Here is a 21,470-nt window from a genome sequence, read left to right as displayed (position 1 = left end):
TGGCCTTTCGGGTTACGATCAGACCTGCTCCAGCTCGATCAGGCAGCCGTTGAAATCCTTCGGATGCAGGAACAGCACCGGTTTGCCATGCGCGCCGATCTTGGGCGTGCCGTCGCCCAGCACCCGCGCGCCGGTGGCGGCGAGGCGGTCGCGCGCGGCGAGGATATCCTCGACCTCGTAGCAGACATGGTGGATGCCACCTGACGGATTCTTCTGCAGGAACCCCGCGATGGGCGAACCTTCGCCCAGCGGATGCAGTAGCTCGATCTTGGTGTTTGGCAGGGTGATGAAGACCACCGTCACCCCGTGGTCGGGTTCGTCCTGGGGCGCGCCCACTTCGGCGCCCAGCGCGTCGCGGTATTGCGCGATGGCGGAGGGCAGATCCGGCACGGCGATGGCGACATGGTTGAGGCGGCCGATCATGGTGAGGCTCCTTCTGGGGTTGCCCCGATGTAGGCCGGGCGTGCGCGCAAGGCAACCGGGGCGCAGCCACGTTGGGACTTCATTAACCTCGCCGGTGTTCACTCGGCTGCGTGACTGCCATCACCAATCCCCGGGGGACATAACCATGGACGAGATCGACGCCTTTCTCATGCAGCGGCCCGCGCCGCCCGACCGGCCGCTTTTCGGCCTGACCGTACTGACTGTCGAGGACAGCCGTTTCGCCAGCGAGGCGATGCGGCTTTTGTGCCAGCGGTCCGGCGCCCGGCTACGGCGCGCCGACAGCATCGCGGCAGGACGGCGGCACTTGGGTGTGTATCGTCCGGCCGTGGTCATCGTGGACCTTGGCCTGCCCGATGGCGCGGGCGAGGATCTGATTGCCGAAATCGCCCGCGCCGTGCCCCGTATCCCGGCCTTGCTGGGCACCAGCGGCGATCCGGGGGGTGAGACGCGGGCGCTGGCGGCCGGGGCCGACGGATTCCTGCCCAAACCCATCACCAGTCTCGGTTCTTTTCAGGCGACGCTGTTGGCCCATCTGCCACCGGAGATGAGGCCGCTGGGAACCCAGGCAGGACCGGTGCCCGCGCGGATCGAAACGATCCGACCGGATCCGATGGCCTTTCGGGATGACCTGCGGCTAGCCTCGGACCGGCTGCGCGGACAGCCTGCAAGCGGAACGGTGGACTACCTGACCCAGTTCCTTGGCGGGGTTGCACGCAGCGCCGACGACCGTGTTCTGGGCGACGCGGTAGGTCGGGTCGCCGCACGCCGGCGCACGGGTGCCGCGCTTCACCCTGCATTGGCGCGCCTGAGCGCACTGGTCGAGGAGCGGCTGGCCCGGCCCGGGCCGTTCTAGCGCCACGGCCCGCAAATCACCCAAACCCTGCCCAGATCGTGCCGCATCGACTTGCCAGTGTCGGGCATGGTCCGACGGCATGATCTGTCTGCCGGGCCGCGCCGAGAAAGAGGACAGCGCAAGATGGATCGCCTGCTGGAACGTTACTGCCATACTGATGCCGGGGATGCGCGCATCGACTGGATGGTTCTGATGACTGGAACCTTGCTTCTGGCGCTGGCGATCGTCGGCACAATCCTGCCCGGCGCCGCAACACGAACCTCTCAAGCGCCTGCCGCCGTCACCGCCGCGCAAGACGCCGCCGTCTGACGGTCGCGGCCCCTAAAGCACTAGTCGCGGATCCGTACCAAGATCGACACCGGGAAAGATCACCCGGTCGATCACCCCGGTCTCGACCCCGAAAAGCCCCCGCATGATCCAGCCCGCATGGGCGCGAACATCGCGCGTCGACATCAGGTCGCGTGATTCGTACAGTTGCGCCTCGGCCAGCCCCGGCCAGCTACCCGCCACTTGCCCGCCCTTCAACGCGCCCCCGGCATAGACCATCACGCCGCCTGTGCCGTGATCGGTGCCACGTGTCCCGTTCTCGTAGGCGGTGCGCCCGAACTCGGTCAGGCAGATCACGCCCGTTCGCGCCCAGTCGTCCCCCAGCCCCGCCTTCAGTGCCAGGATCGTCTCGGCCAGCTTGCCCAACATCCGCTTCATCACCCCGCTCTGGCCGACATGACTGTCCCACCCGCTGAGCGAGAAGCTGGCGATCCGGGTGGTCCCGCGCAATCGCGCAGCGGCGAATTGCGCCAACTGCACATGATCGGCCACCGCCGGGGCGCGGGCAGGTGGCGGCGCCATTGCGGACATACCGGTGCCATCGGCCCCATCGGGGCCCGGCATCGCTGCATCGGTGTCACCGTCGCTCATGGCAATGTCCTGAGCAATGCGAACAGCTTCGTCCGCCGCGGCACGGAACGGCGGATCGTTCTGATAGAGCACCCCCAGCAGCCGTTGCGCCTGCGCCGACAGGTCCAGCCGGGTCTGCGGCGCCCAGTGCAAGTAGGGTGCCTTGCCGGTCAGGATCAGCATTTCGTCCACACCCACCGCATAGGCGGTTTCCGCAGCCATTCCCGGTGTTGTCTGCAACAGCCGGTTCAGCCAGCCGTCACGCACGCCGGTGCCCAAGCCGGCGACCCCGGCCTCCAGAATGTCCTGCCCGTCGAAATGGCTGCGCTTGTCGCGATAGGGTGTCGAGACGGCATGGACAAAGCCAAGCTCGCCCTTTCGCCAGAGCGGCATCAGCGGGGCCAGCGCCGGATGCATGGCGTAAAAACCGTCAAGCGGCAGCGCAGCGTCACCGGCGGCCAGCGTCGGGCGCAATCCTGCAAAGGCCGGGTCACCCACCGGCTGCACCGCGTCCAGCCCGTCCATGGCACCGCGCAGCACGATCACGACCAGCCGGCTCTGCCATGGCGCATCGGCCAGCACGATTGGCGTCAGCCAAGGCGACGCCGCCGCCGAGCAGCCAAGTGCGGCCCCGGTCAGCAACAGGCGGCGGCGTGTCAACATGGCTCAACTCCTCTGGAAGGCGGGCGAGAGCAGCACCAGCGCCACGCCGTCGGCCCGCGTCTCTGCCGCCGCGGCGGCAAAGCGCACGGTGTCGGGTATGTCTGGGCCCAACGCCACGGTCGCGAAATCGCGCGGATCGGGCAGCACGTCGCGCAGCTGCGCAGGCACCTGCATGGACCAGTTGATTCGCGCGGCAATACCTTGGGCCGTCAGCCATGCCGCGGCCTCGTCGGGCCAGCCGTTGGGACCGGTGGGTTGTTCCCACGCCTGCCCCATTATCCCCATCGGCACCACCACAAGCCGTTGCGTCAGCCGGTAGTCGAGCGCCAGAAGCCGTTCTGGCGCAACCTCAAGGGCGCGAAGTGCCGAGACCACGAAATGCAGCGGCCGCTTGACCTTCTGCGCAGGCATCACCCACGACGCCGGATGATCAAGCATCGCCGCATAGACGCTGGGCAGGTCGCCGTCCGATGCGATGAATGCCGCCACCATCGCGGCGACCAGCGCCGGGTCGGGGTCATCGGCGACGAAGTGGCGGGCCAGCTTGGTGCTGATGTGATGCGCCGTCGCGGGATGAACGGCCAGATCGTCGATGGCCTTGTAAACCGTCGCAAGGTTGGAGGCCGCGCCGTAGGTAACGCCCATCACCGTCTCGGCCCCCGGCTCTGCCCGCGCAGGAGCGTAGAAAAAGCCGCGCTCGGCGGTGTAGCTGAGCCCGGTCAGCAACTGGGCCATCTCGCGCACATCATCCTGCGTATAGCCGGCATCGACGCCCAGCGTGTGCAGTTCCATCAGTTCGCGCGCGAGGTTCTCGTTCAGGCCCTTGTCAGAACGGCGGCCAACCGGGCTGTCCGGCCCGATCGAACTGACCTGGTCGAGATACATCAGCATCATCGGCGCGGTGACGACCGCACGCAGCAGCGAGGCGAATGACCCGGCCATATTCGGGCGGATGGTTTCCTCGACATAAGGTGTCACAAGGTGCTGCAGCTTGCCGTTCTTTGCCCGTGTGGTGAAATGGTCGGCCCAGAACCATGTCAGCCGCTCGCGAAAGCCGTCGTCGCCCGCTGCGCCGCGCACCAGCGTGGCCTGCAACGTGGCCGCCCGCAACGCGCGCGCCTTGACGTAGGCATCGCGCAGGGGCAGGCGCGCCGCCGCCTCTGCCGCATGTCCCTGCCCGCGCGCCGCGTGGACGGCGCGCAAGAGCGTGTTCATTTCAACAAGGTTCGGATGCGCCGCCGAATAGGTGGGGATCGGCCATTTGGCGGCGCTGGTATCGGGCCCGGCCAATCGGGAAAGGATCGCAGCGGCATCGGAGGGCGGCGGGACCGTGGGCGACAGACCTGTGCCGAATCGGGTGGCGGCAAGGGTGGATGTGGCGCTCATGATGCCTCGCACCATCCTCTGTATCGCCCTCTGAGAGAATAATCGTAGCATGCCCCCCGCCATCACGGCAGGGGCAGCATGGGCCCTTCGCGGAAAGTTGCGCGGACCGAACGCTTATCCCGAGTGATATTGTCGGAAATTTTCTCTTTTCCCGAGTTCTTCTATCAGGTATCACTCCCTCATCAGTCCCGAGGATGAAGGTCTCATGTTCCGCGTATTGTTCAAATCCCTGCTTGTCGCCCTTGCCCTAGCCGCCCCAGCCGCCTTGCGCGCCGAAGGTGACGCCCCATTGGTCATCGAGATGACAGACGGTGTCGTGGCCCCACAGCGTCTGGAACTGGCCGCAGGTGCCACTGTCACGATCGTCGTGCGCAACACTGGCACCACGGCGGCAGAATTCGAAAGCAAGCGTCTGCGCAAGGAAATCATAGTGGCTCCCGGGACAGAGACGCAGTTTTCGCTGCGCGGATTGCCCGCGGGTGAGTATGATTTCGTTGACGAGTTCCATGAGGACATGGACAGCGCCCATGGCGTGATCGTCGTCGGGCAGGAGTAACGCCGATGAGCGGACAGATCATCTTCATCATCTGGCGCGAAAGCATCGAAGCGCTGCTGATCATCGGCATCCTCAGTTCATGGCTGGCGCGCAATCGTGCCGCGGGTCGCGCAGCGGCGTTCCTCTGGGGCGGCGTTGCGGCGGGTGTGGCAACCGCGCTGCTCTTCGCGCTGTTGATCCTTGGGTTCGCTCACTACTTCGGCGGCGAGCGGCAGGATTACCTGATGATGGCGATGCTGCTGATCGCCGCGGTTCTGATCGTGCAGATGGTGGCGTGGATGCGCCGCCACGGCCGCACGCTAAAGCGCGAACTTGAAGAAGGCCTGTCGGTCGCGGTGCAGCGCAACCAGTGGTGGACCGTCTTCTTCCTTGCCGCCATTGCCGTGGCACGCGAGGGCAGCGAAACGGTGGTGTTTCTTTACGGTATCATGGCCGGGTCGGGATCTGGTCAGGTTGTCGGTGCGGTGCTGGCGGCGGGCGTTGGTCTTGTCGCCGCGCTGGGCACCTTCGCGCTTTTGCAACTGGGCAGCCGGTTCTTGCCATGGCGGCGCTTCTTCAAGGTGTCCGAGGTGGTCTTGCTGCTTCTGGGATGCGCGCTGTTCACCGATGGCGTCGGCCGCATGGTCTCATTGGGATGGCTCCCCTATGGCATGCCGCTTTGGGACACGTCCTGGCTGCTGGACGATGGCGCCCGGATCGGCGGCGTGATCTCGGCCCTGACCGGATACCGCGCGCAGCCTGACATGGTGACGCTTGGCTCGTGGTTGGTCTACTGGGGCAGCGTCATGGGCCTGCTGCGGCTGCAAGACTGGCGGGCAGCGCGTGCTGCCGCCAGCCACGGCTGAGCAGGATCACTCTTCCTTCGGCAGCACCCGCAGGCGCAATTCGCGCAACTGATCGTTGGTGGGTGCCGAGGGGGCATCCATCATCAGGTCTTCGGCGCGCTGATTCATCGGGAACATGATGACCTCGCGGATATTGGCGGTGTCGGCCAGCAGCATCACGATGCGGTCGATACCTGCCGCGCAGCCGCCGTGCGGCGGGGCGCCGAACTGGAACGCATTGACCATGCCGCCGAAACGCCGGCGCACCTCGTCCTCGCCGTAACCGGCAATCTCGAAGGCCTTGAACATGATCTCGGGCTTGTGGTTGCGGATCGCGCCGCTGACCAACTCATAGCCGTTGCAGGCAAGGTCATACTGAAAGCCGCGCACATCCAGCGGATCGCCTGACAGTGCCTCCATGCCCCCTTGCGGCATCGAGAAGGGGTTGTGCTCGAACTCGTAACCGCCTTCCTCGTCCTTCTGGTAGATCGGAAAGTCGACGATCCAGGCAAAGGCGAAGCGGTCTTTCTCGGTCAGGCCCAGCTCGTCGCCGATGACGGTGCGCGCCTTGCCAGCGATCTTTTCGAAGGCGGCAGGCTTGCCGCCCAGGAAGAAGGCCGCATCGCCGACATCGAGGCCCAGCTGCTGACGGATCGCCTCGGTCCGCTCGGGGCCGATGTTCTTGGCCAGCGGGCCGGCGGCCTCCATCGTGCCGTCTTCGGCCTTGCGCCAGAAGATATAGCCCATCCCCGGCAGCCCTTCCTTCTGGGCAAAGGCGTTCATCCGGTCGCAGAACTTGCGGCTGCCGCCCGTGGGCGCGGGGATTGCGCGCACCTCGTTGCCCTCATGCTCCAGCAGCTTGGCGAAGATCGCAAAGCCCGAGCCACGGAAATGCTCGGACACGACCTGCATCTTGATCGGGTTGCGCAGGTCGGGCTTGTCGGTGCCGTACCACAGCGCCGCATCGCGGTAGCTGATCTGCGGCCAGGTTTCTGGCGCGTCCACCTTCTTGCCGCCGCCAAACTCGGAAAAAACGCCCGCGATCACCGGCGAGACGGTGTCGAAAACGTCCTGCTGGGTGACAAAGCTCATCTCGAGGTCGAGCTGGTAGAAGTCCGTCGGCGAACGGTCGGCGCGCGGGTCCTCGTCGCGGAAGCACGGCGCGATCTGGAAATACTTGTCGTATCCCGAGACCATGATCAGCTGCTTGAACTGCTGCGGCGCCTGCGGCAGGGCATAGAACTTGCCCGGATGCAGGCGGCTCGGGACCAGGAAATCGCGCGCGCCCTCGGGGCTGGAGGCAGTGATGATCGGCGTCTGGTATTCGCGGAACCCCTTGTCCCACATCCGCTGCCGCATCGAGCGCACCACGTCCGAGCGCAGTTTCATGTTGTCCTGCATCGCCTCGCGCCGCAGGTCGAGGTAGCGATAGCGCAGGCGGGTTTCCTCGGGGTAATCCTGATCGCCGAAGACCTGCAGCGGCAATTCGGCCGACGCGCCCAGAACCTCGATCTCGCGGATGAAGACCTCGATCTCGCCGGTGGGCAGCTTGGGGTTCACCAACGCGGCGTCGCGTGCCTTCACCTCGCCGTCGATGCGGATGCACCATTCGGCGCGCACCTTCTCGACCGCAGCAAAGGCCGGGCTGTCGGGGTCGCACAGCACTTGTGTGACGCCGTAATGGTCGCGCAGGTCGATGAACAGGATGCCGCCGTGGTCGCGCACGCGGTTCACCCAACCCGACAGGCGCACCGTCTGTCCAACATCGGCCTTAGTCAGTTCGGCACAGGTATGGCTGCGGTAGGCATGCATCTTGGGCGTCCTTTCGGGGCGGTCATTCGTCGCGCCGATACACCTTGCCCGCCTTGGGAAGTCAAGCACGCCCTGCCCCATCGCGGGGCCAATGGCCTTTACATTCCGCCCAAGCTTGACCAAGTTCGGCCCCGTTCGCGCAAAACCTCAAGAACAATCGTCATAGCGCCCGCAGCGGGCGCGAAGGAAGGTGGTCGATGTGGGAAAATTTGCTGGACGCCATGTTAAGGCGCATGATCGTGATCGGCCGACTGGATGTGCGGCTGCCCGGTGGACGGGTCCGCCATTACGGCAAGGACGACACGCCCCCCATCACCGTCGAGGTGCATGACCCTGCAATTTTGCGCCGGATCTGCCTGAACCCCGACATGGGCGTCGGCGAAGGCTACATGAACGGCGACCTGACGATTGATGGCGATGATCTGGAAGGATTCATCGCGCTGGCAGTCAAGAATTCGGCGACCACGGGCCCCACGTGGATGCAGATGCCCACCGTGCTGGGGCGCAAGGCGCTGCGCCGGTTTCACCAGTTCAACCCAGCGCCGCGCGCCCAGCGCAACGTGGCGCATCACTATGACCTGTCGGGCGAGCTTTACAGCCTCTTTCTCGATACCGACCGGCAGTATTCCTGCGCCTATTTCAAGACGCCCGAGGACAGCCTTGAACAGGCCCAGGCGCAGAAGAAGGCGCATATCGCGGGCAAGCTGATGCTGGAGCCGGGGATGCGCGTGCTGGATATCGGCTGCGGCTGGGGCGGCATGGCGCTGACGCTGGCGCGCGATTTCGGGGCGAAGGTGGTGGGCGTGACGCTGTCGCGCGAACAGCACGGCGTGGCCACCCAGCGCGCGAAGGAGGCCGGGCTGGAGGGACAGGTCGAGTTTCGGCTGCAGGACTACCGGCAGGTGACCGAAACCTTCGACCGCATCGTCTCGGTCGGCATGTTCGAACATGTCGGCGTGCCGCATTACCACGAGTATTTCCGCCACGTCCGGCGCCTGCTGACCCCTGAAGGGGTTGCGCTGATCCACACCATCGGCCGTACCGCGCCGCCCAGCGCCACCTCGCCCTGGATCGACAAGTACATCTTTCCCGGCGGCTACATCCCCTCGATGTCCGAGGTGCTGAAGGTGCTGGAGAAGGAAGACCTGATGCCTTGCGACATCGAGGTCTGGCGGTTGCACTATGCCGAAACGCTCAAGCACTGGCGCAACCGGTTCGACGCCAACATCGACAAGGTACGCGCACTTTACGATGACCGGTTCTGCCGGATGTGGCGGTATTACCTGATCGCCTCGGAAATGACGTTCCGGCACGATCACCAGGTGGTGTTCCAGTTCCAGCTTGCCCGCGACCAGCGGTCCGTGCCGCTGACGCGCGATTACCTCTATTCAGGCAAGGCGCGCGGGGATCAGGCCGCGTAGCGCGTTGCCCACCGCCACGGCGCGCGCCGCGCGCAGGTCGGCCAGCGTCAGGTCGGCTTCGCGCCAGCCCTGTTCCAGCAACACGCCACGCAGGATGCCCGGCAACAGGCCCGCGCGCCGCGCGGGGGTCAGGTGCGCGCCGTCGGGCATGGTCAGGAAAACATTGGTGATGGTGCCTTCACAAAGCAGCCCGTCGGTGTTGAGAAACAGCACCTCGTCGATGCCCGGCGGCAGGGCGGCGCGGGCACTGTCGTAAAGCGCGCGCTGCGTCGTCTTCACCCCCAGCCACGGGTCGTGCGGCTCAAGCCGTTCCTCGGCCAGCGCGAGATGCCATTGCGTCTTTGCGGGCGGCAGGGGCGCGGTTGTCAGGTCGAACCCGTCGGCCCCCAAGGTCAGCCGCACCCGCAGCGCCCCCTCGCCCGTCAGCGCGTCCAGCAGCCGTGCCGCCGCCGCGCCCTCAAAGTAGAGGCCCAGCCGCGCGGCCGAGGCCGCCATCCGCGCCATGTGCCGGTCGCGCCAGCGCACCCCCTCGCCCGGGCGCCAGCCCATCGTCTCGATCAGTTTCAGCCCTGCCGGAAGGGGGCCGCGAAACGCGCTTTCCATAGCGCCTCCTCGTATTCCGAGGCCGCGGTGCTGTCCCAGACCAGCCCGCCGCCCACCGACAGGTCGGCGATGCCATCCTCGACCATCAGGGTGCGGATCGCCACGTTGAAATCGGCCCGCCCGTCCGGCGCGGCCCAGCCGATGCTGCCGCAGTAGATATCACGCGCGCCCTCTTCCAGTTCCGCGATCACCTCCATCGCCCGCACCTTGGGCGCCCCGGTGACCGAGCCGCAGGGAAAGAGCGCGCGATAGATCGCGCCTAGCCCGGTGCCCGGCTCCAGCTGCCCTTCGACAAGCGAGGTCATCTGGTGCACCGTCGCATAGGTTTCCACCCGGTAAAGCTCGGGCACCCGGATGCTGCCAGTGGTGCAGACGCGGCTCAGGTCGTTGCGCAGCAGGTCCACGATCATCAGGTTCTCGGCCCGGTTTTTCGGGTCGGCCTGCAGGAAGGCGCGCAGGCGGGCATCCTCGTCCGGGTCGGCGCTGCGCGGCTGGGTGCCCTTCATCGGCCGGGTCTGGATCAGCCCCTGCGCATCGACGCGGAAGAAAAGTTCCGGCGAGCGCGACAGCAGCGCGGGCAACCCCTCCTGCTCCACCAGCACGCCATGGCCCACCGCCTGCCCCTTGCCCAGCGCGGCGTAAAGCGCCTCGGGCGTGCCGGTGGCAGGGCCGCGCAGGCGGAAGGTGAGGTTGGTCTGGTAGATGTCACCCGCGCCGATCCAGTCATGCGCGCGGGCAAAGGCCGCGGCATAGCGGCCGGGCGACCAGAGCGGAACCAGCGGGCCAAGTGCGGCAGGCCCCACGGCCAGTGGCGGCGGGGCGGTGGGCGCGTCAAAGACGCCAAAGCGGATCAGTGGCAGCCGACGATGTACAGGCATCAACGGTGCCAGCCGCGGCTCCAGTGCATAGCCCAGTTCGTAGCTGGCATAACCGGCCAGCCACGCGCCGTCGGCCAGAGCGGCATCAAGGGCGGCCAGCGCGGCGGGCACGTCGGCAGCCGTATCGGCCTGCACGATACGCAGGGGCGCGGCAAAGGCGGCGGCCTCTCCCTCTGGCCCGCGATCAAAGCGCAATCTCACCGCTGTTTCATCCTGTCCCAGCCCCCGCCTGCGCCTCATCTAGGCTGCGGCGCTCCGAAAGGCAGCCCTGAAAACGGCATCGCGGCGGCGGGAAACGCGCGGGGCCTAGCCGATCTCTTCGGCGTAAAGCGCGATCCGGCACGAGGCGGCTGGCCGCCCGAGCATCCCTTCATAGCACCGCAAACGCTCGTCGACGACGCGCTGGAACAGCCGCTCGAAAAGCGCGACGTGAAACCGGCAGGCAAGCGCCGGATCGTCCCCGACCAGCAGCGGCACATCATGCAATTCCAGTTCCAGCCGCCCCGGCAAGTCGAGCCGCCCGCTCCCGACGAAATACCACGCGTTCTGACGGATCGCCTGCCCCAGCAGCCACGCCGCCACCGGCCAAGGGGCATTAGAAAGAAGGCGCCGGGCGCGCGGCGACATTCGGCGTTCAAGGATCAGGTCGGCCGCCTCGCGACCGGCATCAGTGGCGATCTTGGCGTAATTGTCAGCAAAGCGAGATTGCACGGCGCGGTGAAAGGCCACGGCCCGGGCCTGATCAACCGGTGCCTCGCGATCGGGTGGGCGGCCGGGCCAGATTTCGGCCTCCAGCGCACGTGCGGCGGCCTTGCCTTCGGTGGCGGCCAACTGGTCTGCCAGTGGAAAAACCATCTCGGCACCGACGCTGTCGCCATCCGCAGGGCGCCTGATCCAGCCGGAAGGTCGTGCAGCCATACCCGCGTATCCCTTCGCGCGATCGTCGTGTCACCCGTCTTTCACCACAAGGTAGGCGTTCCTCCCCGTTTTGCCCAGAGCCGCGCTGCGCCGGGGCCCTTGCGCCGCGCTCCGTCGCATGAAATTGCAGCACGTGACCGCGTCTGCGCTTGCGCCCATCCGGCCCTTGCCTATAACCCGGTCCGATTTGCGTCGCGCCGCCACCGGGGAATGCCGCCATGCCGAAAAGAACCGATATCAAGTCGATCATGATTATCGGCGCCGGGCCCATCGTCATCGGACAGGCCTGCGAGTTCGACTATTCCGGCGCACAGGCCTGCAAGGCGCTGCGCGAAGAAGGTTACCGGGTGATCCTCGTCAACTCGAACCCGGCCACGATCATGACTGACCCGGGGCTGGCCGACGCGACCTATATCGAGCCGATCACGCCCGATGTGGTGGCCAAGATCATCGAGAAAGAGCGGCCCGACGCGCTGTTGCCCACGATGGGCGGGCAGACCGGCCTGAACACGGCGCTGGCACTGGCCGACATGGGCGTGCTGGAAAAATTCGGCGTCGAAATGATCGGCGCGCGGCGCGAGGCCATCGAGATGGCCGAAGACCGCAAGCTGTTTCGCGAGGCGATGGACCGGATCGGGCTGGAAAACCCCAAGGCCACAATCGTGACCGCGCCCAAGCTGCCCAACGGCAAGCGTGACATCAAGGCGGGCGTCGCCATCGCGCTGGAGGCGCTAGAGCATATCGGTCTGCCGGCGATCATCCGCCCCGCTTTCACACTGGGTGGCACCGGTGGCGGCGTGGCCTACAACCGCGCCGAATACGAGCATTACTGCCGCTCTGGCATGGATGCCTCGCCGGTGGGCCAGATCCTTGTCGATGAATCGCTGCTGGGCTGGAAGGAATTCGAGATGGAGGTGGTGCGCGACACCGCCGACAACGCCATCATCGTCTGTTCCATCGAGAACGTGGACCCAATGGGCGTCCACACGGGCGACAGCATTACCGTCGCGCCCGCGCTGACGCTGACGGACAAGGAATACCAGATCATGCGCAACGGCTCGATCGCCGTGCTGCGCGAGATCGGGGTCGAGACCGGCGGATCGAACGTGCAATGGGCGATCAACCCCGCCGACGGGCGCATGGTGGTGATCGAGATGAACCCCCGCGTCAGCCGTTCCTCGGCGCTGGCCTCGAAGGCGACCGGTTTCCCGATCGCCAAGATCGCGGCCAAGCTGGCAGTGGGCTACACACTGGACGAGTTGGACAACGACATCACGAAAGTGACACCGGCCAGCTTCGAACCCACCATAGATTACGTGGTCACCAAGATCCCCAGGTTCGCTTTTGAAAAGTTCCCCGGCGCCAAGGCCGAGCTGACCACGGCGATGAAGTCGGTCGGCGAGGCGATGGCGATCGGCCGCACGATCCACGAGTCGCTGCAAAAGGCGCTGGCCAGCATGGAGACCGGGCTGACCGGTTTCGACGAGGTCGCGATTGCCGGCGCGCCCGAGAAATCGGCAATTATCGCCGCACTGTCCAAGGCCACGCCCGACCGGTTGCGCGTGATCGCGCAGGCGATGCGGCACGGCCTGACGGACGACGAGATCCATGCCGTCACCAAGTACGATCCGTGGTTCCTCGCCCGCATCCGCGAGATCATCGAAGCCGAGACCGCGATCCGCCGCGACGGCCTGCCCGTCAATGAAGAAGGGTTGCGCCGGGTCAAGATGATGGGCTTCACCGATGCACGTCTGGCGACGCTGACAGGGCGCACCGAGGGGCAGGTCCGCCGCGCCCGCGAACGGCTGGGTGTGACAGCAGTCTTCAAGCGGATCGATACCTGCGGTGCCGAGTTCGAGGCGCAAACGCCTTACATGTATTCCACCTACGAAAGCCCGGCGATGGGCGAGGTCGAATGCGAGGCGCGGCCGACCACGGCGAAGAAGGTGGTGATCCTCGGCGGCGGGCCAAACCGGATCGGGCAAGGGATCGAGTTCGACTATTGCTGCTGCCACGCTTGTTTCGCGCTCTCGGACGTGGGCTACGAGACGATCATGATCAACTGCAACCCCGAGACGGTGTCGACCGATTACGACACCTCCGACCGCCTTTATTTCGAGCCTCTGACCTTTGAACACGTCATGGAAATCCTGCGCGTCGAGCAGGAAAACGGCACCCTGCACGGCGTGATCGTCCAGTTCGGCGGGCAGACGCCGCTGAAGCTGGCCAATGCGCTGGAAGAGGCCGGGATCCCGATCCTGGGCACCACTCCGGACGCCATCGACCTTGCCGAAGACCGCGAGCGGTTTCAGCAACTTGTCCAGAAACTCGGCCTGAAGCAGCCGGTCAATGGCATCGCATCGACCGATGAGCAGGCGCTGGAAATTGCCGAAAGCATCGGCTTTCCGCTGGTGATCCGCCCGTCCTACGTGCTGGGCGGCCGCGCGATGGAGATCGTGCGCGACATGGACCACCTGCGCCGCTACATCCGCGAGGCGGTCGTCGTGTCGGGCGACAGTCCGGTCCTTCTGGACAGCTACCTTGCCGGCGCGGTCGAGGTGGATGTCGATGCGCTTTGCGATGGCAAGCGCGTGCATGTCGCGGGCATCATGCAACATATCGAAGAGGCGGGCGTGCATTCGGGCGACAGCGCCTGTTGCCTGCCGCCCCATACGTTGCCTGCATCCGTCGTCGCCGAGTTGCGCCGACAGACCGAGGCGCTGGCGCTGGCCCTTGGCGTGGTCGGCCTGATGAACGTTCAATTCGCGGTCAAGGACGGCGAGGTCTACCTGATCGAGGTGAACCCGCGCGCCAGCCGTACCGTGCCCTTCGTCGCCAAGGCCACCGACTCGGCCATCGCGTCGATCGCGGCGCGGCTGATGGCGGGCGAGCCGATGTCGAATTTCCCCGATCGGCCGCCCTACCAGAATGTCAGCTATGACACGCCGCTGCCGCTGGGCGACCCGCTGACGCTGGTCGATCCCGACATGCCGTGGTTCAGCGTGAAGGAGGCCGTGATGCCCTTCGCCCGCTTCCCCGGCGTCGATACCATCCTTGGCCCCGAAATGCGCTCGACCGGCGAGGTGATGGGCTGGGACCGCAGCTTTGCCCGCGCCTTCCTCAAGGCGCAGATGGGCGCTGGCACCATCCTGCCGACCGAGGGTACCGTCTTCATCTCGATCCGCGATACCGACAAGACACCACAAATGCTCGAGGCAGCACGGCTACTTGTCAGCATGGGCTTTGCCATCGTCGCCACCCGCGGCACCGCCGCGTGGCTGACGGAAAACGGCGTCGCCGCCGAGACCGTCAACAAGGTCTATGAAGGTGGGCTGACCATTGTCGACAGGCTGAAGGACGGGCATATCGCGCTGGTCTTCAACACGACCGAAGGCGCGCAAGCCGTCGAGGACAGCCGCGAAATCCGCTCGGTCGCGCTTTACGACAAGATCCCGTATTTCACCACGGCAGCGGCCAGCCATGCCGCCGCACTGGCGATGAAGGCCCGCGAGGAAGGCGACGTGGGCGTGCGCGCCCTGCAGGCCTGATCGACCTAACGCAAGACGTGCACCGCGCAATCGGCGTGGCGCACAACCCGCGCGGCGGTTGAGCCAAGGAAGTAGTCGCGCATGCCGGGCCGGTGCGAGGCAATGACGATCAGGTCAACCCCGTGTTCGCCGGCAAAATCCAGAATCGTGCTGCCCGGTGTTCCGTCGATCACCCGCGCCTCACATCCCGGGATCGCGCTCGCCCGCGCCTCTAGGTCACGATAGATCGCCTCGCGCGCCTTGATGCGGAAATCCTCGGGCATGTAGGAAATCGCGTAGTTGGGCACCTCGTCCATCACATGCAGAAGGGTGACACGCGCGCCGGCATCGGCCAGCAGACGGACCACTTCCAGCGGCTGCAGGTCGGAATGATCGTGATCATAGGCAACGGGGACCAGAATATTTTTGTACATGGCCACTCTCCTTCAAGGCTTGCCCCAACATCCTTTGTGCCCCGGCCAGACGCCTTGATCCAGATCATGCGCGGTTCGCTCCGTGGGGTCCTTGACACGCCCGGCCCTATTCGCCAAATAGCGGCGCAGTGGGGACGTAGCTCAGTTGGGAGAGCGTGTCGTTCGCAATGACAAGGTCGTCGGTTCGATCCCGATCGTCTCCACCAATCACCCTGATACCAATCCCTTGAACGCCGTCGCGCGACTGCGGATTGCAATGGCATGGCGCTGCCCCGGGCCCCGCGGGCGGAAACGTTGAGTGGCGCGGTCTTTTGGGCCAGACTGGTGCGACAGATCGAAATCCGCGGCAAACAGGGGGCCAGTTGATGCCGGAACTGATGGACGGCGCCTACCTCTTTGGCATTGCGGCGGCCGTGTTATCGTGGGTTCTGGGCCGGCGCAGCGAGACGCGGTGGCGCATTCCCCTCTGGGGTTGCGCGCTGATCGGAGCGGCGGCGGCCATTGCCGGCCCCCCGGTATTTGCTGTCGTGCAACAGGCCTGGCGCGCAAGCCCGTTCTTGCCGGATGTCACGCCCGGCATGGCCTTCATCGGGCTTTGGGCGGGACTTGCGGCATTGACGCTGTTCGAGCGCAAGGGGCAGCCCCGGCGGGTCCCGATCTGGGCCGGCCTGCTGGTGGCCATCGTCGCGGCCTTCGGCGTGCCGCCACTGATCGACAGGGCCAGCGGATCCTATCAGGAGGCGTCGCTGCGCACGGACGTAAACCGTTGCACAACTGGCATGTTGGGAGAAGTTCAGCCGCGGCGCGTCACCAACGTTTGCGATTTTCCGATTACGGTCGGCCTCTGCATGCCCGGAGAGCTGAACCCGGCGCCTTGCCTGCAATCCGTCACGCTGGCCCCGGGTGCCACGGCCAGCTTTGATCCCGGAGAGGCGCGCGTGTCCTATGCGCCGGGCAATCGCGACGGGCTGACCGTTGTGGCCTGCCGGCCGCCAAACCGCCCCTCGCGCAGGCTTGGTGTTCACGGCAAAAGCCATGATGGCGTTTGTCTGCCAAAGGCCTGATTTTCCGGTCTTCTGGCCTGATATCGTCTGGCAGGATGTCGATTGCACCGGCGAGCCGCGCCTTGCTGCCCTCCCCAATCTGGCTTTGCGTTTGCTTCGCGCTGGCGTCATGTTGGCCGCGCCCAATCCGAGAGGACCGATGCCGTACCCCGATCTGATCATCTTCGATTGCGACGGCGTTCTGGTCGACAGCGAGGTTCTTAGCGCCGAGGTGCTGATCGGGCTGCTGGCCGAGGTCGGCGTCAACGTCGATTTCGCCTATGTTCGTCGTCACTTCCTTGGCCGCAGCTTTCCCACGGTCGCAAAGCAGATCCGCACTGGTCTGGGCGCGGACCTGCCCGATGGGTTCGAGGCCCGCTATCGCGCCGTGCTGCTCGACCGGTTCGCCAGCGAGTTGCGGCCGACACCGGGGGTCGAGCAGGTGCTGTCACGTCTTGCCATACCCTTTTGCGTGGCCACGTCGTCCAGCCCGCCGCGGGTGACCCGATCGCTCGAGGTGACGGGGCTTGCGCCTTATTTCGGACCGCGGGTCTTTACCGCCAGCCAGGTCGCCCATGGCAAACCGTCGCCCGATCTCTTCCTGTTCGCCGCCGCGCAGATGGGCGCCGCCCCCACGCGCACGCTGGTGATCGAGGACAGCGCGCCGGGCGTCGCCGCCGCCCAAGCCGCAGGCATGCAGGTGGCCATTTATACCGGCGGCGCGCATCTGGGCGGCGAAGCATTTGACACCGGCGCGCCTGTGCGGTCCTTTTCGGAATGGGCGCGGTTCGACGCCCTGACCGACAGCTTTGCCCAGGATGAGCCCGCGCAGTGAGCACCGGACGCTTCACCCCCGAGACGACCCGCCTCGACGACGCCGCGCGCGCCGGATGGCTGTACTATGTCGCCGGCAACACGCAGGACGAGATCGCGCGCAAGCTGGGCGTGTCGCGTCAATCGGCACAGCGGCTGGTGGCGATGGCGGTGTCGGAACGACTGGTCAAGGTCCGGCTTGACCACCCGATCGGACGCTGCATGGACCTGGCCGCAACCCTGTGCGACCGTTTCCCGCTGACCACATGCGAGGTGGTGCCGTCTGATCCGGGTGCCCCGGAATTGCTGACAGGCATCGCCATTGCCGCTGCGGCCCTTCTGGAAAAGACCTTGCGCGCGCCCGAACCACGGATCATCGCGATGGGCACGGGCCGGGCATTGCGCGCCACGGTGGAACAGCTCAGCCGGATGGAATGCCCGCAGCACAAGATCGTCTCGTTGCTGGGCAACGTGATGTCGGACGGCTCGGCGACGCCTTACAACGCCGTCATCCCGATGGCCGACCGGGTCGGCGCGCGGCATTACCCGGTGCCGCTGCCGGTGCTGGCCCGCGACGCCGAGGAATTGCGCGCGCTGCATGCGCAAGAGCCGGTGCGCAACTCACTGGCACTGTGTGCCGAGGCGGATCTGACGATGGTCGGCGTTGGCCAGATGGACATGAGCGCGCCGGTGCTGGTGGATGGCTTCCTGCGGCCCGCCGAAATGGCGGAACTTCGGGCCGCCGGTGCCGCCGGCGAGATCACCAGCTGGGTCTTCGACGATCGTGGACATGTCATCGACTGCGCCCATAATCGGCGCGTGGCCTCGGCCCCGCTGCCGCGCGCGGCCGACCGCCCGGTGATCGCTGTGGCTGTGGGTGAATCGAAGATCAAGGCGATTCGCGCAGCCCTGACAGGCCACCTCGTGAACGGCTTGATCACCAATGAACTGACCGCCGAACGGTTGATCGCCCTGCCCTGAGCAGCGCCGATCAAGCTCGCCAGCTTATGCCGCAGCGCAGCCCCGGCAGCGGGCAACAGCATGTGGCAAAACCAAGCCTTAAGATTTTTTCTCGGTATCACAAACAATTACGCGACGCCGCAGCGCGGCGTGTAACCCGTCTTGACTCGAATCATTGGCCAAGCGAATAATTGCCCACTGACTAAGCAAATGCCCATTGGGCATGAGGGAGGACCACCATGACGATTTCTGTTCGCGCCCTTTTGGGCGCGTCCGCGCTGTGCACGCTCGCCGCGATGGCCAATGCGGAAACCACGCTGACGATCGCGACCGTGAACAACGGTGACATGATCCGGATGCAGGGGCTGACCGACGACTTCACCAAGTCGCACCCCGATATCAAGCTGAACTGGGTAACGATGGAAGAGAACGTGCTGCGTCAGCGCGTGACCACCGACATCACCACCAAGGGTGGCCAGTTCGACATCATGACGATCGGCATGTACGAGACGCCGATCTGGGGCAAGAACGGCTGGCTGGTGCCGCTGAACGACCTGCCCGCCGACTATGACGTCAACGACCTGCTGCCCGCGATGCGCGCCGGTCTGAGCTACGACAACACGCTCTACGCCGCGCCGTTCTACGGCGAAAGCTCGATGGTCATGTATCGCAAGGACCTGATGGAAAAGGCCGGGCTGACCATGCCCGAGAAGCCGACTTGGGAGTTCATCCGCAAGGCGGCCGCGGCGATGACCGACCGCGCCAACGACATCAACGGCATCTGCCTGCGCGGCAAGGCCGGCTGGGGTGAGGGCGGCGCCTTCATCACCGTGCTTGCCAACTCGTTCGGCGCGCGCTGGTTCGACGAGAACTGGAACGCCCAGTTCGACACGCCGGAATGGAAACAGGCGCTGACCTTCTTCGTCGACATGATGAAGGAATCGGGCCCGTCGGGCTATGCCACCAACGGCTTCAACGAAAACCTGTCGCTGTTCCAGCAGGGCAAGTGCGGCATGTGGATCGACGCCACGGTGGCCGCGTCCTTCGTGACCGATCCCAGCCAATCGACCGTTGCTGACAAGGTCGGCTTCGCGATGGCCCCCAACCATGAGGGCGTCGACAAGCGCGCCAACTGGCTCTGGGCCTGGGCGCTGGCCATCCCGGCCGGCTCGCAGAAGGTGGATGCCGCCAAGCAGTTCATCGAATGGGCGACCTCGAAGCACTACATCGACCTCGTCGCCTCGAAAGAGGGCTGGGCCAACGTCCCGCCGGGCGCGCGCACCTCGCTCTACGAGAATCCGAACTACAAGGATATCCCGTTCGCGAAGATGACGCTCAACTCGATCAACGCGGCTGACCCGCTGCACCCGACCGTCAAACCGGTACCATATGTCGGCATCCAGTTCGTGGCGATCCCTGAATTCGCCGGCATCGCCACCGATGTCAGCCAGGAATTCGCCTCGGTCTATGCCGGACAGGAAAGCGTTGACGATGCGCTAGCCAAGGCTCAGGCCATGACCAACGACGCGATGTCTGCGGCCGGTTACCGCTAAGGTTTCCTCCTGGCGGGGGGCGGAGTTCGCCCCGGCCCCCGCCCCCTTTTCTCGCCCACCTGCCTGCCGATCCCGGTGCCGTATCACTGCCACCCGGACGGCTTACCCTTCAAAAGAACAGGTCAGCCATGGCAACCCAGCATTCCCGCGCCGCCGCAAGACTGATGATGGCCCCGGCGGTCATCCTGCTTCTGGGCTGGATGCTCGTCCCGCTGATCCTGACGCTCTACTTCAGTTTCAAGAGATACCTGCCGCTGCGCGGCGACTCGCTGGGCAAGGGCCTCGATTGGGTCGGTTTCCAGAACTACGCGCGGTTTGTCACGTCCAGCTCGTTCTGGCCCAGCATCCAGGTCACCCTGATCATCGTTGGTGGCGTCCTTGTCGTGACGGTGCTGCTCGGCACGCTTCTGGCGGTCCTGCTGGACCAGCCGATGTGGGGCACCGGCATCGTGCGGATCCTCGTCATATCGCCCTTCTTCGTAATGCCGACCGTCTCGGGCCTCGTGTGGAAGAACATGTTCATGGACTCCACCAATGGCCTTTTCGCCCATCTCTGGCGGGCATTCGGCGCGGCCCCGGTGGACTGGGTCAGCCAGCAATCGCTGTTCTCGATCATCCTGATCGTGAGCTGGGAATGGCTGCCGTTTGCCACGCTGATCCTGCTGACTGCGATCCAGTCGCTGGACAGCGAACAACTGGAAGCCGCCGAGATGGACGGCGCGCCGGCACTCAAGCGGTTCTGGTTCATCGTCATCCCGCACCTGTCGCGCGCGATCACCATCGTGATCCTGATCCAGACGATCTTTCTTCTGTCGATCTTCGCGGAAATCTACGTCACCACCGCGGGCGCCTTCGGCACCAAAACGCTGACCTACCTGATCTTCCAGCGCGTACTGGAGAGTCAGAACGTCGGCCTTGGCAGCGCGGGCGGCGTCTACGCGATCATCCTTGCCAACATCGTCGCGATCTTCCTCATGCGCATCGTCGGAAAGAACCTCGATGCCTGAGTTCCACGCACACGCCACACCGCAACCCCCGCACGGGAGAGCCTGAGATGGCCCGTTCAGTCACCACCCGCCGCAAGATTGTCTATACGGTGCTCGCATGGGGCGTCGGCCTGCTCATCTTTTTCCCGATCCTCTGGACGATCCTCACGAGCTTCAAGACCGAAGCGGATGCCATTGCCGCGCCGCCCAAGTTCCTGTTCTTCCACTGGACGCTGGAAAACTACGCCGTCGTGCAGGAACGATCCGACTACATGCGTCACCTGTGGAACTCGATCGTGATCGCCGGCGGCTCGACGCTGCTGGGCACCGTCGTTGCGGTTCCGGCGGCATGGTCGATGGCCTTTGTCCCGTCGCGCCGGACCAAGGACATCCTGATGTGGATGCTGTCCACCAAGATGCTGCCGGCGGTGGGCGTGCTTTACCCGATCTACCTGATGTTCATCCAGCTGGGCCTGCTCGACACGCGCACCGGCCTTGTCATCGTGATGATGCTGATCAACCTGCCCATCATCATCTGGATGCTCTTCACCTATTTCCGCGAGATCCCGGGCGAAATCCTTGAGGCCGCGCGGATGGACGGTGCCACCTTGCGCGCCGAGATCCTTTACGTGCTGACGCCGATGGCCCTGCCCGGCATCGCCTCGACGATCCTGCTCAACGTCATCCTCGCCTGGAACGAGGCGTTCTGGACCCTCAACCTGACGGCGGCGAATGCCGGGCCGCTGACCGCCTTCATCGCCAGCTATTCCAGCCCCGAGGGCCTGTTCTTCGCCAAGCTCAGCGCGGCCTCGGTGATGGCTTTCGCCCCCATCCTCGTGCTGGGCTGGTTCAGCCAGAAACAACTCGTCCGCGGCCTGACCTTCGGCGCGGTGAAGTAG

20 protein-coding genes and 1 tRNA gene are annotated in these 21,470 nt (G+C 65.5%); 13 read left to right on the top strand and 8 right to left on the bottom strand.

Going from position 1 to position 21,470, the window contains the following annotated elements:
- Positions 1–18 precede the first annotated feature (18 nt).
- Positions 19–423 (bottom strand): methylmalonyl-CoA epimerase, encoded by a 405-nt coding sequence (gene mce, locus GC146_RS01360; protein WP_291833284.1) that lies wholly within the window; start codon positions 421–423, stop codon positions 19–21.
- A gap of 145 nt (positions 424–568) precedes the next feature.
- Here mce and GC146_RS01355 point away from each other — a divergent pair, with 145 nt between their 5' ends.
- Both GC146_RS01355 and GC146_RS01350 read left to right on the top strand, forming a co-directional pair.
- Entirely contained in the window at positions 569–1,297 is a 729-nt protein-coding gene (locus tag GC146_RS01355) for a response regulator (RefSeq protein ID WP_291833281.1), read from the top strand.
- 123 nt (positions 1,298–1,420) lie between these two features.
- The gene (locus GC146_RS01350; RefSeq protein ID WP_291833278.1) at positions 1,421–1,606 is read left to right on the top strand and encodes a hypothetical protein; all 186 of its coding nucleotides are present in this window, start codon (positions 1,421–1,423) and stop codon (positions 1,604–1,606) included.
- 12 nt (positions 1,607–1,618) lie between these two features.
- Here GC146_RS01350 and GC146_RS01345 read toward each other — a convergent pair whose 3' ends face one another.
- Positions 1,619–2,857: a DUF1501 domain-containing protein gene (locus GC146_RS01345; protein WP_291833275.1), complete on the bottom strand. Its 1,239-nt coding sequence runs from the start codon at positions 2,855–2,857 to the stop codon at positions 1,619–1,621.
- A 3-nt stretch (positions 2,858–2,860) separates the two neighbouring features.
- A complete protein-coding gene (locus GC146_RS01340) occupies positions 2,861–4,243 on the bottom strand; it encodes a DUF1800 domain-containing protein (protein WP_291833272.1) in 1,383 nt (460 codons plus the stop codon).
- 205 nt (positions 4,244–4,448) lie between these two features.
- On the opposite strand from GC146_RS01340, the gene GC146_RS01335 reads away from it, so the two are divergent.
- Both GC146_RS01335 and GC146_RS01330 read left to right on the top strand, forming a co-directional pair.
- Positions 4,449–4,799 carry a cupredoxin domain-containing protein gene (locus GC146_RS01335; protein ID WP_291833269.1) on the top strand — a complete coding sequence of 117 codons (351 nt, stop codon included), beginning with the start codon at positions 4,449–4,451 and terminating at the stop codon, positions 4,797–4,799.
- Positions 4,800–4,804: 5 nt separating this feature from the next.
- Complete coding sequence (locus GC146_RS01330) at positions 4,805–5,644, top strand: FTR1 family protein (RefSeq protein ID WP_291833267.1); 840 nt, start codon at positions 4,805–4,807, stop codon at positions 5,642–5,644.
- Between the two features lie 6 nt (positions 5,645–5,650).
- Here the strand turns inward: GC146_RS01330 and aspS are convergent, their stop codons facing one another.
- Positions 5,651–7,435, bottom strand: coding sequence for an aspartate--tRNA ligase (gene aspS, locus GC146_RS01325; protein ID WP_291833265.1), 1,785 nt, complete (start codon positions 7,433–7,435; stop codon positions 5,651–5,653).
- Between the two features lie 197 nt (positions 7,436–7,632).
- Between aspS and GC146_RS01320 the strand changes: the two genes are divergently transcribed.
- On the top strand, positions 7,633–8,856 hold the full coding sequence (locus GC146_RS01320) for a cyclopropane-fatty-acyl-phospholipid synthase family protein (protein ID WP_291833262.1): 1,224 nt from the start codon (positions 7,633–7,635) through the stop codon (positions 8,854–8,856).
- On the opposite strand, the gene GC146_RS01315 is transcribed toward GC146_RS01320, so the two are convergent.
- The 3 genes from GC146_RS01315 to GC146_RS01305 all read right to left on the bottom strand — a co-directional run bounded on the left by GC146_RS01315 (position 8,824) and on the right by GC146_RS01305 (position 11,255).
- Positions 8,824–9,459 carry an aminotransferase class IV gene (locus GC146_RS01315; RefSeq protein WP_291833260.1) on the bottom strand — a complete coding sequence of 212 codons (636 nt, stop codon included), beginning with the start codon at positions 9,457–9,459 and terminating at the stop codon, positions 8,824–8,826. The genes GC146_RS01320 and GC146_RS01315 overlap by 33 nt on opposite strands.
- On the bottom strand, positions 9,420–10,577 hold the full coding sequence (locus GC146_RS01310; protein ID WP_291833257.1) for an aminodeoxychorismate synthase component I: 1,158 nt from the start codon (positions 10,575–10,577) through the stop codon (positions 9,420–9,422). Before GC146_RS01310 ends, GC146_RS01315 begins: the two co-directional genes overlap by 40 nt.
- A gap of 66 nt (positions 10,578–10,643) precedes the next feature.
- Positions 10,644–11,255 (bottom strand): hypothetical protein, encoded by a 612-nt coding sequence (locus GC146_RS01305; protein ID WP_291833254.1) that lies wholly within the window; start codon positions 11,253–11,255, stop codon positions 10,644–10,646.
- Between the two features lie 218 nt (positions 11,256–11,473).
- Between GC146_RS01305 and carB the strand changes: the two genes are divergently transcribed.
- Positions 11,474–14,803: a carbamoyl-phosphate synthase large subunit gene (gene carB, locus GC146_RS01300; RefSeq protein ID WP_291833251.1), complete on the top strand. Its 3,330-nt coding sequence runs from the start codon at positions 11,474–11,476 to the stop codon at positions 14,801–14,803.
- Between the two features lie 5 nt (positions 14,804–14,808).
- Here the strand turns inward: carB and GC146_RS01295 are convergent, their stop codons facing one another.
- Positions 14,809–15,216: a universal stress protein gene (locus GC146_RS01295; protein WP_291833248.1), complete on the bottom strand. Its 408-nt coding sequence runs from the start codon at positions 15,214–15,216 to the stop codon at positions 14,809–14,811.
- A 130-nt stretch (positions 15,217–15,346) separates the two neighbouring features.
- Here GC146_RS01295 and GC146_RS01290 point away from each other — a divergent pair.
- The 7 genes from GC146_RS01290 to GC146_RS01260 all read left to right on the top strand — a co-directional run bounded on the left by GC146_RS01290 (position 15,347) and on the right by GC146_RS01260 (position 21,470).
- Positions 15,347–15,422 (top strand) — tRNA-Ala (locus GC146_RS01290).
- A gap of 159 nt (positions 15,423–15,581) precedes the next feature.
- A complete protein-coding gene (locus GC146_RS01285) occupies positions 15,582–16,280 on the top strand; it encodes a hypothetical protein (protein WP_291833245.1) in 699 nt (232 codons plus the stop codon).
- A 139-nt stretch (positions 16,281–16,419) separates the two neighbouring features.
- Positions 16,420–17,094 carry an HAD family hydrolase gene (locus GC146_RS01280; RefSeq protein ID WP_291833242.1) on the top strand — a complete coding sequence of 225 codons (675 nt, stop codon included), beginning with the start codon at positions 16,420–16,422 and terminating at the stop codon, positions 17,092–17,094.
- Positions 17,091–18,053, top strand: coding sequence for a sugar-binding transcriptional regulator (locus GC146_RS01275; protein WP_291833239.1), 963 nt, complete (start codon positions 17,091–17,093; stop codon positions 18,051–18,053). The genes GC146_RS01280 and GC146_RS01275 overlap by 4 nt, the downstream gene beginning before the upstream one ends.
- A gap of 275 nt (positions 18,054–18,328) precedes the next feature.
- Positions 18,329–19,585, top strand: a complete 1,257-nt coding sequence (locus GC146_RS01270; protein WP_291833420.1) for a sugar ABC transporter substrate-binding protein — start codon at positions 18,329–18,331, stop codon at positions 19,583–19,585.
- A gap of 128 nt (positions 19,586–19,713) precedes the next feature.
- Positions 19,714–20,592 carry a sugar ABC transporter permease gene (locus GC146_RS01265; RefSeq protein WP_291833236.1) on the top strand — a complete coding sequence of 293 codons (879 nt, stop codon included), beginning with the start codon at positions 19,714–19,716 and terminating at the stop codon, positions 20,590–20,592.
- A 47-nt stretch (positions 20,593–20,639) separates the two neighbouring features.
- Entirely contained in the window at positions 20,640–21,470 is an 831-nt protein-coding gene (locus tag GC146_RS01260) for a carbohydrate ABC transporter permease (protein WP_291833233.1), read from the top strand.

The sequence above is a fragment of the Limimaricola sp. genome, assembly GCF_016125575.1.
Classification (GTDB): Bacteria; Pseudomonadota; Alphaproteobacteria; order Rhodobacterales; family Rhodobacteraceae; genus WGLM01.
This window is presented reverse-complemented; position numbering and strand designations above follow the sequence as displayed.